The sequence below is a fragment of the Methanobrevibacter sp. genome, from assembly GCF_045603845.1.
In the GTDB taxonomy this organism is placed as follows: Archaea; Methanobacteriota; Methanobacteria; order Methanobacteriales; family Methanobacteriaceae; genus Methanocatella.
Map to the genome: position 1 here is coordinate 1 of NZ_JAZUMY010000004.1, position 10188 is coordinate 10188.

Annotated in this window: 14 protein-coding genes; 7 read left to right on the forward strand and 7 right to left on the reverse strand. The window is 32.7% G+C overall.

Translation table 11 applies throughout. The annotated features are described in order from the left end of the window. Positions 1–819 precede the first annotated feature (819 nt). Positions 820–1230 carry a C-GCAxxG-C-C family protein gene (locus ACKI2W_RS00360; protein WP_292819514.1) on the forward strand — a complete coding sequence of 137 codons (411 nt, stop codon included), beginning with the start codon at positions 820–822 and terminating at the stop codon, positions 1228–1230. 173 nt (positions 1231–1403) lie between these two features. Here ACKI2W_RS00360 and ACKI2W_RS00365 read toward each other — a convergent pair whose 3' ends face one another. The 4 genes from ACKI2W_RS00365 to ACKI2W_RS00380 are packed head-to-tail and all read right to left on the reverse strand — an operon-like array spanning position 1404 to position 4032. Continuing rightward, on the reverse strand, positions 1404–1844 hold the full coding sequence (locus ACKI2W_RS00365) for a cupin domain-containing protein (protein WP_407378429.1): 441 nt from the start codon (positions 1842–1844) through the stop codon (positions 1404–1406). A gap of 20 nt (positions 1845–1864) precedes the next feature. Next, complete coding sequence (locus ACKI2W_RS00370; RefSeq protein ID WP_407378430.1) at positions 1865–2716, reverse strand: SDR family oxidoreductase; 852 nt, start codon at positions 2714–2716, stop codon at positions 1865–1867. 15 nt (positions 2717–2731) lie between these two features. Further along, positions 2732–3589 (reverse strand): aldo/keto reductase, encoded by an 858-nt coding sequence (locus ACKI2W_RS00375; RefSeq protein ID WP_407378432.1) that lies wholly within the window; start codon positions 3587–3589, stop codon positions 2732–2734. Positions 3590–3603: 14 nt separating this feature from the next. Next, complete coding sequence (locus tag ACKI2W_RS00380) at positions 3604–4032, reverse strand: MarR family winged helix-turn-helix transcriptional regulator (RefSeq protein ID WP_292819526.1); 429 nt, start codon at positions 4030–4032, stop codon at positions 3604–3606. 117 nt (positions 4033–4149) lie between these two features. Between ACKI2W_RS00380 and ACKI2W_RS00385 the strand changes: the two genes are divergently transcribed. From ACKI2W_RS00385 to ACKI2W_RS00400, 4 genes are all read left to right on the forward strand, one after another. Beyond that, positions 4150–4758, forward strand: coding sequence for a flavodoxin family protein (locus tag ACKI2W_RS00385; RefSeq protein ID WP_407378434.1), 609 nt, complete (start codon positions 4150–4152; stop codon positions 4756–4758). Between the two features lie 17 nt (positions 4759–4775). Then, positions 4776–5315 carry an acyltransferase gene (locus ACKI2W_RS00390; RefSeq protein WP_407378435.1) on the forward strand — a complete coding sequence of 180 codons (540 nt, stop codon included), beginning with the start codon at positions 4776–4778 and terminating at the stop codon, positions 5313–5315. A 12-nt stretch (positions 5316–5327) separates the two neighbouring features. After that, positions 5328–5720 carry a nuclear transport factor 2 family protein gene (locus ACKI2W_RS00395; protein ID WP_292819535.1) on the forward strand — a complete coding sequence of 131 codons (393 nt, stop codon included), beginning with the start codon at positions 5328–5330 and terminating at the stop codon, positions 5718–5720. Positions 5721–5977: 257 nt separating this feature from the next. Beyond that, on the forward strand, positions 5978–6457 hold the full coding sequence (locus ACKI2W_RS00400; protein WP_292819538.1) for a GNAT family N-acetyltransferase: 480 nt from the start codon (positions 5978–5980) through the stop codon (positions 6455–6457). Between the two features lie 247 nt (positions 6458–6704). On the opposite strand, the gene ACKI2W_RS00405 is transcribed toward ACKI2W_RS00400, so the two are convergent. Then, positions 6705–7286, reverse strand: a complete 582-nt coding sequence (locus ACKI2W_RS00405) for an HXXEE domain-containing protein (protein WP_407378438.1) — start codon at positions 7284–7286, stop codon at positions 6705–6707. 360 nt (positions 7287–7646) lie between these two features. Between ACKI2W_RS00405 and ACKI2W_RS00410 the strand changes: the two genes are divergently transcribed. Then, a complete protein-coding gene (locus ACKI2W_RS00410) occupies positions 7647–7958 on the forward strand; it encodes a hypothetical protein (protein ID WP_296862720.1) in 312 nt (103 codons plus the stop codon). After that, positions 7955–8320 (forward strand): DUF2283 domain-containing protein, encoded by a 366-nt coding sequence (locus ACKI2W_RS00415; RefSeq protein WP_407378440.1) that lies wholly within the window; start codon positions 7955–7957, stop codon positions 8318–8320. The genes ACKI2W_RS00410 and ACKI2W_RS00415 overlap by 4 nt, the downstream gene beginning before the upstream one ends. A 129-nt stretch (positions 8321–8449) precedes the next feature. Here the strand turns inward: ACKI2W_RS00415 and ACKI2W_RS00420 are convergent, their stop codons facing one another. Further along, entirely contained in the window at positions 8450–9148 is a 699-nt protein-coding gene (locus ACKI2W_RS00420) for a 2Fe-2S iron-sulfur cluster-binding protein (RefSeq protein WP_407378442.1), read from the reverse strand. Positions 9149–9150: 2 nt separating this feature from the next. Next, positions 9151–10188, reverse strand: a 1038-nt coding sequence (locus ACKI2W_RS00425; protein ID WP_407378444.1) for an FAD-binding protein, incomplete at its 5' end; no start/stop codon positions are given.

A 10188-nucleotide genomic window follows, 5' to 3' on the forward strand; every position in this document is an offset into this window, starting at 1 on the left:
CCAAAACTAAGAAGAAATATAAGTGACTAATTTCACTTATCATTCCATGCAATATTGTTTCCAATAATTTAAAATTTAAATTAATTACAATTAATCAACAACATTAAATTTTATCAGTTAGTGTAGAGAGAAAGTAGTAAAGATATCACATGAGTTTTCATATAATAATCTAGTTTTAATGTAATCAGTAATTCCCATAGTCATCATTTCCAATATCTTTATTATATTATTTATTATATTTTTTATATAAAATATTTATGGGGTTAGAAAAATTACTGGTGAAGTGTGGATGAAAATATTTAATTACATGGAGTTTCAAAAAAAAGTAGTGTAGAGAGAGAAAAGGTATACAACTATCGCATAAGTTTTCATATTTTAACCTCTCCAAATAATACTTAATTAATATTTTAAGTTTCAAGTTATATATAATTAATAGCTATTTTTTCTTTTCATTTAACAGTTGATTTTGACATTAACATCAGCCATTTGAGATTTGAAAATTGCTTTGAAAAACCCTGCTATATAAGTTGAATCAAGTTTGATTTTCAATATCTCTGGCGTTAATGTCAGCAGCTCACCAAATGAAAGTTTTGAGAATTAACTTTGTTTAAACGAAATGTTCGTATTTTTATAGGGGTTCTTCATATAAATTAAAGAGTTTTAAGAGGCAAAATCGATAAGTATCGGAATTATTTTATATGTTCTGTCTGAAAATTTCTAAATCCTTGAAACATATGAAACATGCCTAGTAGGTAATGCCCGTAGTGCCATCCAGTTAATGCTATACATTGATAAGTCAAAATAATTAAATTATAATATATGAAAAATATAGAAAATGCTATTCAATTATTTGAAAACGGATATGTGTGTTCACAAGCGGTATTTGCAACATTTTCACAGAATTTAGGTCTTTCAGAAGAACAAGCCTTGAAAATCGGCGCATGCTTTGGCAGAGGTATGCGTAAAGGTGAAGTTTGCGGTGCTTGCACAGGTGCACTAATGGCATTAGGCCTTAAATATGGTGATAGTAAAACCAAAAGCAATGAAGTGTGTGAAAAATTTTTAGATGAATTTGAAAAGGAAAACAGATCATATATCTGTAGAGAGTTACTTAATTGTGACATTAGAACCGAAGAAGGTGTTAAATACGCATTGGATAATAATATATTCAAGGAGTTTTGTCCAAAAATGATTGAATCTGCAACTAAAATAACTGAAAATTACCTATAGATTTATGGTGTAGGTTAACTTTCAAAAATTTAATAATTACAGAAAAATAAATTCCCTATCCTAGTTTTAGTTCTGGAATTTGATAATCATGCGAACTATATCATACGTTTTATACGAATTGTTCGCATATTTGAGATTTGTTGTTGGTGATGGTTCAATAGTTATGTCTAATCTTAATCGATTAAATTCTTATAGTGTTCCTCATCTACTTCTTCTAACCATTCATTGCTTGTATCTTCACCGGGAACTTCAACAGCAATGTGTGAAAACCATGAATCTGCTTTTGCACCATGCCAATGCTTTACATTTGCAGGAATGGTAATTACAGTGCCAGGAACAAGACTTTTAGCTTCTTTGCCTTCTTCTTGATACCATCCTTCACCTGCTATACAAATCAAAATTTGTCCGCCTCCATTGCTTGCCTTGTGAATGTGCCAATTATTTCTGCATCCTGGTTCGAAAGTGACATTGGCAACAAATACTGGAGATTCTCCAAATTCATTTAAGGGATTTAGGTATGAGTTTCCGATAAAATATTGTGCAAAGGCATCGTTTGGACTGCCCATGCCAAAAATATTTGCCTTTTCAAAATCTTCTTTGTTTAAATATTTCATAATCTATGCCTCCTGTTTTTTTATTGTAATTCCAGGGAGTATCTTCCACTGGCTATTGATGCTATTACTCCACCGTCAACCAGGAGATCAATTCCTGTGATGAATGATGAGTCATCGCTCAATAGGAATTCTGCAGCTCTTGCAATCTCTTCTGATGTTCCTACTCTTTTTGCTGGGGATGAATTAATCATTTCCTGATAGGCATCACCTGCTGATTCAAATTCGTCATAGGCTAGTGGAGTTACTATGATTCCCGGTGAAATTGAGTTTATTCTCGCACCCCTGTCTGCCCAGGATGTTGCTGCGGCGGTTCTGACCTTTAGATGGTTTGCCCTTTTTGCAACTACATATGCCACACCTGAATTGACCATTGCATCATTTTTAATGAAATCCAAATCCTTTAACTCATCAGTTGATGCCAATGCAATTTGCTGTTCGACTTCAGGAGGCAAATTCATCATGTATCCAGTTTGGCTTGAGATGATGAGTCCTGCACCTCCTTTGGCCATATATTTTCCGAATATGTCAATTGCAAGGGATGTTGCAACAAGATCCAGGTTAATGATATGCTCCGGGCTTGCCTGGTTCGGTGATGCGCCTGCAGTGTGTATGTAATATTTAACATCTCCAAGTTCGCTGGCCCTTTTGGCAAACGCCTCAACGGATTCTGCATCCATTGCATCGACAACCTGTGTTTCCACGGCATATCCATTATATTTAAGCTCTTCTTCTCTTGCTTTAAGGTTATCTTCATTGATATCTCCTAAAAGTATTATCCTATTTGTACTTATTCTTTTTATTATTGCGGTTCCCATGCTTCCTGCACCAAGCAATGCGACTACTTCCCTATTTTCGTTTAAGTTAAATTCCATGTTTTTGCCTCCCTTCTATTCATTTGCATGCACATCAAATGCATTCATTAACATTTCACCTACGCCTGGAGCATCAGGGTCATGTGAACCTTTTCCAGTGTCCAATGCACGTAGCTTATCCATTTCGATGTCAGTTAGCTTGAAATCAAATATTTCCATGTTTGATTTGATTCTTTCGGGGGTCAATGATTTTGGAAACACGATTATTCCTTCCTGATTTTCAAATCTTAAGATTATCTGGCCTGCATTCTTGCCGTATTTTTCGGCAAGTTCCAAGATTATAGGATTATTTAATAAATCTGCATTTCCTCTGCCTAATGGTCCCCAAGCTTGGATTTTAACATCCAATGGATTTAAAATTTCTTTTAATTCCTTTTGCTGGATATATGGATTGAATTCAACCTGGTTGACTGAAGGTATTGAATCAAAATCAGGAACCCATTTGTTCCATAATTTCGGTGTCATGTTGCTCACGCCGACTGAGAGAACTTTTCCTTCTTCCTTGGCCTCTTCCAATGCCCTCCATGCTTCATCAACTTTGCCGTATGGCTGATGAAGTAGATATAAGTCCATATAATCTGTGCCTAATTTTTCCAGTGACAGGTCAATGGCTTTTTTGGCGTCCTCATATTCATAATCCTGTAGCCATAATTTGGAGGTAATCCAAATGTCTTCTCTTTCTACTTCACTGTCTTTTACGGCTTGACCCACTTCCTGTTCGTTGAAGTATGCTGTTGCTGTGTCGATGTGTCTTATTCCCAAATCGATTGCAGTTTTCACGGTTTCATATGTTGTTCCGTCTGCAGGAATCATGAATGTTCCAAATCCTATTGCTGGAATTTCCAATCCATCGTTTAATTTCATATATTCCATGTTGTCACCATATTTTAAATCATTGTTATTTTAAATAATATCTCTTTTAAAGTTTTGATTTCATCTTCACTAATGCCGGCTGTAACTTTATCTTCCCAGTTTTGTATGACTTCTATTAGTTCATCTGTCTTTTTGATTCCGTCATCTGTCAATTTGACTAGTTTTTTTCTCCTGTTTTCCGGATCCTCCTTTCGTGCAATATATCCATTGTCCTCAAATTTTCTTAAAAGCTTTGCAATGTATGCTCCGCTCACTTTAAACAATTCCACCAAATCATGTTGGGTTGCAACACCCTGGAATCTTATTCTTAAAAGAACAGAAAATTCCTTTAGTGTCAAATCATTGTAATTAAGGTTGGATTCATAATATGATCCATAACTTGAGATTAATTCCTCAACATAATGGTAAATGAATATGTTTTCTGGATTTTCATCGAATGTCATAATATCTAAACATAATTTTATGTATGCTAGTATAAATAGTTAATCATAGTTAATAGTTAACTTTATATAACAATCAATATAAATTAACTATTAAATTCAACAAAAAGAGTTGAAATCATGAAAGTATTATTAGTAAATGGAAGTCCAAATAAAGAAGGATGCACCTATGTAGCATTAAAGCAAATACATAAAACCCTCAATGAAGAAAACATAAATTCTGAAATCTATCGTATGGGACATAAAGATATTAGGGGATGCATTGACTGTAGAAAATGCAGCGAACTTGGAAAATGCGTTTTTAATGATGAAGTCAATGCTTTTGTTGAAAAAGCAGAGGAATTTGACGGATTCATCTTTGGTGGACCGGTCTATTACGGTACAGTCAATCCGACATTGACAAACTTCATGACAAGAGTGTTTTTCTCTTCATTTTTTGGCGGAAAACGGATATTTCGCCTAAAACCTGCAGCTGCAGTTGCAAGTGCCAGGAGAGCGGGAACTATGACCGCAATCGATACAATCAACAGATTTTTCACATGGGCTGAAATGCCAATAATCAGCTCAACATACTGGAATGTAATCTATGGTACCAAAGCGGAAGAGGCACTGGAGGATCTGGAAGGATTAAGGACAATGACAACTCTTGCAAGAAATATGGCGTGGTTTTTAAAAATAAAAGAATTAAGTCTAAAAGAGGGAATTCCATTGCCACAACAAAGTAAATAAATTAAGGAGATGATAGAATGGAGAGAGTAGATTTGGATAAAATTTCACAGGAAGAATTGGAACAGTCAATCAAGCAATCAAAAGTCCTGTTTAAATTCAACCACACAGAGCCTATGACTGAAGAGTATGCAGCATTGCTTAATGAATTGCTCGATGGCAACATCGGAGAAAACAGCACTATCACTGCACCATTTGCCGGTGCAGCATTTCACAAAATGAAAATTGGAAATAATGTGTTTATCAACAGCAACTGCCTTGCAATGGCCAGAGGCGGAATCACAATAGAAGATGATGTAATGCTTGCAGGAAACGTTCAATTATTGTCCAATAATCATGATGAATATGAAAGACAGGTACTTTTATGCGAGAAAATCGTTATTAAAAAAGGGGCATGGATTGGAGCAGGTGTGAGTATTTTGCCTGGCGTCACAGTTGGAAAATATGCAATTGTTGGAGCGGGAGCCATTGTTACAAAAGATGTTCCGGATTATTCTGTGGCTGTAGGTGTGCCTGCAAAAGTTGTTAAAACACTTGATAAAGATAAATTTCCTGAATAAGAAGGTTTTAATATGAATGTATCTGTAATTAATAAAAGAAATTTGACAGACATTCAGGAAGACGTCCTTGAAAGATTTATGGACTTTCAGGAAGCGATGATTGAAAAGAATCTGGAAAAATTAAATGAAATCATATGTGATAATTATACATTAACACATATGTCCGGAAAAACACAGACAAAACAAGAATTCATTGATGAGATCATGTATGGAACACTAAACTATTACAAATCAACAATTAACAATCCTGATATAAAAGTATGTGGTGAAAATAAAGCAATATTTAAGGCAGATGTAACCCTTGATGCAAAAGTATACGGAATTAAAGGAACATGGACTCTTCATTCACAACAAACATTGGAAAAAATAAATAACAAGTGGTATATTAGCAAATGGGATAATTAAGATGATATATTGATGAGATTATATGGTGGAGTTGGAAAAATATGTATGTAAAGAAATTGTAAGTTGATATAATGCCTTAATCTTTTGAATTACTTTAGTAATTATAATATGCGAAATGAATTGTATCAGAGTTTCAGTACTTGAAATCGATAAGTATCTGAACTTTATAAGTTTTATACGAAATGTTCGTATTATTTTTTGTTTTCTTAATTAAAAACAAAACAATATTTGTATACTAAAAAATAAACATAACATTAATGATAATCAGAGAATTTAACTTAAATGATTTGAATCAAATGATTTCAATCTGGAATGAAATTGTTGATGAAGGAATTGCATTTCCACAGGAAACATTACTGGATTCAAAATCAGGATTGGAATTTTTCTCTTCTCAAAGTTACACAGGGATTTGCTTAATTGACAATGAAATTGTCGGGTTATATATTTTGCATCCAAATAATGTTGGAAGATGTGCCCATATTGCAAATGCAAGCTATGCAGTATCTTCAAAGCATAGAGGAAAACATATTGGTAAACAATTGGTTATTGATTCGATTAAAAAAGCCAAACATTTAGGATTTTTAATTTTGCAGTTCAATGCTGTTGTCGAAAATAATGCATCGGCAAGGCATCTATATGAAAAATTAGGTTTTACGCAACTTGGAACAATTCCAAAAGGTTTCAGATTAAAAAACGGGGAATATGCAAACATCTGTCCATATTATATTGAGCTTTAATTATTTCAACTAATTTTCAAAATCAATTTTCTTCAACAAAGTTTTTTAAGAGTCTAATGGATTTATTCGAGGAGCTCAAAAATTTTATAATTATCAAAAAATAAATTTTTTAGTAGAGTTTTGTGGTTCAAATCGATAAGGTTGCGAACTATATCATACGTTTTATACGAACATTTTGTATTTTTTGTGAATTAATGCTAAGATTACATCAATAACTAATACTAGTGCTATTTATTAATTTTATTGATTATTTTTTTAAATTTGCAATTAAATCTTTGTATCCTAGGCCATAAATTGCAATGACAGTTCTTTGCATTGCACCAAAACATAAAAACATTATTAATATTCCCCATACATAGTCCCAGCTTTGAAGGAGGTTATTGTTGGAAAGGTTTAGTAATGAAATTATTGATGTTAGTCCAAGACACATTGCTGTGATTAAACCTGGAGTGTAAGGCTTTTCCATTTTATGAAGTTTGATGCCTATTATATGTATAAATGTTTCAAATAATCCCAGATAAACAGGAACTAATGCCAATAGAGTATATTGGGTAAAAAAAGGTACAAATGTGATTATGATTAATAGGATAGTAAGTGGAATATGTGCAGCGTGTATCTGATTAGGTGTTGCTTTGAGCTTGAAGAATTTTAACATTAATTTTGCAAATCCTCCCGGAAAGCGTGTTTCTTCCCATTCATGGAGGGTGAAAAGAAACATATAAATTAACATCATCTTTTGGACTAAACTTAAACCATTATAAAAAACAGCTGAAAATGTTACCATTCCAAACATAATAAAAGTAAGAATTTCCAAATTATATTCTCTCATTAAAACACCTTACATTATTTTATGTTGTTTAACATTAAAATTTATGCACGTAATAATTGGTTTGTGTTTTCAGTAGTGCAAAGGTAATAGGAACTTTATCAAAGTTTATATGAATTGTTCGTATTTTTTTAAAATAATTTGCCTAATTAATTAAATTTTGTTGGTAATGTTTAAGTGTATTCTATGTTTCCAATATTATTCTTTATTTTTAAAAATTTCTTTTATAAAAATTGCTCTACTTTTGTAAAATTGCTTTAACTTTATAATATTGTATTCATTTAAAACAAAAAGCTTATAAAATTCGTAATTTAAAATAATATTAAATTAAATTTTTTAAAATATAAAATAAAGGTTTTAAAAATGAGAGATTATTCTATTGAAGAGGCAATTGAAATAATTAATTCATGTGATCAATCGTTCATGCCTGATACTAAACATTTTGATGTTAGGAATATTCAACGGATTGGAGATTTTGACTTAATCTTTGAAACATTCTTACACAATCCATTAATGGGGATTATCAAGCAAGATTACAATAAATTTAGATTATATTTTGAACACAATCAGAGACCTACAAAAGATATATCATTAGTGATAGGTATAAATGATAATAGAGAAGTGAAATTTGTAACTGTTATGGAAACTTATAGAAATAAAAGGGTGAGAAAATGAACAACAAAGTAGTATATGATTATGACCGTCAAGGGGACTCATTATTCATATATTGTGTTGATGATTATGAATATGAAGTTTCACTTGAATTAGACAATGATGTGATTCTAGATATTGATAAAGAAGGTAAACCTGTTGCATTTGAATTTCTAAACGCATCTAAAATATTCAATCTGGATAAAAGTCATTTTAATAATTTAACTAAAATTACTATTCAATCAATAATCACTGAAGAGTCTATAAATTTAAAAGTCACATTAGTTGTTCCTGTCCATAATAAAACACAAACTTTTGGAATGAATAGAATCACAACTAATCTAAATGGTATTCCTGCTATTGAATCTGAACTGGTTACAGCATAACATTATTCATTACATCGTAACAGCCTGATTTTATAATTATTTAGAAAATGAATTCTCTATCAGAGTTTTATTGCTTGAAATCTATAAGTATCGGAACTTTTTTATAAGTTTTATACGAAATGTTCGTGTTTATTCAGTTATTTTTTTCAATAATTTATGGAATTTCCAAATTGAATGGCGATTCATTATTGAAATAGCTCTCTGTGTTTGAATATTCATTGGACAAACATTTTCACAGGCAAGAGATTTCACACAATCATTATAAAAATGATTACTGTAATTTTCTTTGAGAAACTTTAATTTATCCATATCACTTTCCTGTTTTGATATTTTAGAGGATGTCACAGGTAAAATTGCGCCATAGTAATTGTCTTCGCCGGTATAGTTAGGACAGGCTTCTAAACAGCACCCGCACATCAGACATTGTGATGCTTCATATTCAAATTCTAGATTATCCTGATTAATACGTGATTCTCCTTCAAGCCATTGGCGGGAATTTTTAATGTTTTCAAACATTGAGGTTCTATCGACAACCAAGTCGTTTACAACAGGAAACTTGCTTAAGGGTTCTATTGTAATCTTATGCGTTTTTTTGGTTGTTGCTTCTTCATTCACAAATGTTTTGCATGCAAGCTTTGGCAAACCATTTATTATCATTGAACAACTTCCGCACAGTCCTTGAAGGCAACTGGACGAATAATGGATTTTAATATCATGTTTCACATTGATTCTTTCTAATAGAGTAGTTACCGGAATGTTGAGATTGCCTTCATAAGTATATTCCTTCATGCCTTTTGAGGTTTTTATAATTACGGTTATTGACTCCATTTTTACCAGCTCATTCTCTCCTCTGTATCGTTGAATGTAATTTTTAATTCATCATTGTCAAATGATATCACGGTTGTTTTTAGGTATTCCTCATTTGTTTCGGGATAATCTAATCTTTGATGTGCGCCTCTGCTTTCTTTCCTTGCTAATGCTGATGATAGCATTGCTTTTGCAATATCTATCAGTGATTTTAATAAAATGTAATCATAATAGCACCCATGACTGTTTACATGAATTGTTTCAAGGGAATCCAGTTTATTCAATCCTTCTTTTAGTTCAGTTTCCGTTCTGTAAATCCCCATGGTTCTGTTCATTATATTTGCAATTTCTTCTTCAATTTCATATGATGAAATGTTGTTGGCCTCTTTTTGCAGTTCCTTCCAATTTTCATAGGCGTCATATTCGTAGTTTGATATTTCATATTCTTCAAAACTATTATTTTCACATGAAATTTCTTCCAATTGATCAGCCACTACCCATCCACCGTGTATGGCTCCAAGCAATGAATTTCCTCCAAGACGGTTGGCGCCGTGATACTGTGAAGAGCATTCTCCAATAGCGAATAAATTCCTAATATTGGTTTTATGAGCATCGTCTGTACGTATGCCTCCCATGAAGTAATGGACGCCCGGATAAACTGGAATTGGCTCACGAGTAGGGTCAAGATTTAAATAGTTCATACAAACATCATAAACCTCATCAAGCTTAGTTTTGACGGTTTTTTCATCCAAGTGAGTTAAATCCAAATAAACCTTATTTTCACCATCAATTCCCATGTCATCTTCATGACATACTCTGTATATGCTTCGAGATACAACATCGCGAGGCATTAAAGCACCCTGTTCAGGATACCATTCTTCCATGAAATACCATTTTTCACCATTGCGCAAAGTATATAATCTGCCGCCTTCTCCACGGGCAGCTTCAGTAATGAGCATTCTTTTAACAGGGGTTTCTATGGTTGTTGGATGGTACTGTATCATTTCCATATTGGCTAATTCAACACCCTGTTGCAATAATTTCCCGCTTACAAATCCGTC

Excerpts from the sequence above, each read along its gene's own strand:
- ACKI2W_RS00360 (WP_292819514.1), top strand. The coding sequence starts at position 820 with ATGAAAAATATAGAAAATGCTATTCAATTATTTGAAAACGGATATGTG.
- ACKI2W_RS00365 (WP_407378429.1), bottom strand. The coding sequence starts at position 1,844 with ATGAAATATTTAAACAAAGAAGATTTTGAAAAGGCAAATATTTTTGGC.
- ACKI2W_RS00370 (WP_407378430.1), bottom strand. The coding sequence starts at position 2,716 with ATGGAATTTAACTTAAACGAAAATAGGGAAGTAGTCGCATTGCTTGGT.
- ACKI2W_RS00375 (WP_407378432.1), bottom strand. The coding sequence starts at position 3,589 with ATGGAATATATGAAATTAAACGATGGATTGGAAATTCCAGCAATAGGA.
- ACKI2W_RS00380 (WP_292819526.1), bottom strand. The coding sequence starts at position 4,032 with ATGACATTCGATGAAAATCCAGAAAACATATTCATTTACCATTATGTT.
- ACKI2W_RS00385 (WP_407378434.1), top strand. The coding sequence starts at position 4,150 with ATGAAAGTATTATTAGTAAATGGAAGTCCAAATAAAGAAGGATGCACC.
- ACKI2W_RS00390 (WP_407378435.1), top strand. The coding sequence starts at position 4,776 with ATGGAGAGAGTAGATTTGGATAAAATTTCACAGGAAGAATTGGAACAG.
- ACKI2W_RS00395 (WP_292819535.1), top strand. The coding sequence starts at position 5,328 with ATGAATGTATCTGTAATTAATAAAAGAAATTTGACAGACATTCAGGAA.
- ACKI2W_RS00400 (WP_292819538.1), top strand. The coding sequence starts at position 5,978 with ATGATAATCAGAGAATTTAACTTAAATGATTTGAATCAAATGATTTCA.
- ACKI2W_RS00405 (WP_407378438.1), bottom strand. The coding sequence starts at position 7,286 with ATGAGAGAATATAATTTGGAAATTCTTACTTTTATTATGTTTGGAATG.
- ACKI2W_RS00410 (WP_296862720.1), top strand. The coding sequence starts at position 7,647 with ATGAGAGATTATTCTATTGAAGAGGCAATTGAAATAATTAATTCATGT.
- ACKI2W_RS00415 (WP_407378440.1), top strand. The coding sequence starts at position 7,955 with ATGAACAACAAAGTAGTATATGATTATGACCGTCAAGGGGACTCATTA.
- ACKI2W_RS00420 (WP_407378442.1), bottom strand. The coding sequence starts at position 9,148 with ATGGAGTCAATAACCGTAATTATAAAAACCTCAAAAGGCATGAAGGAA.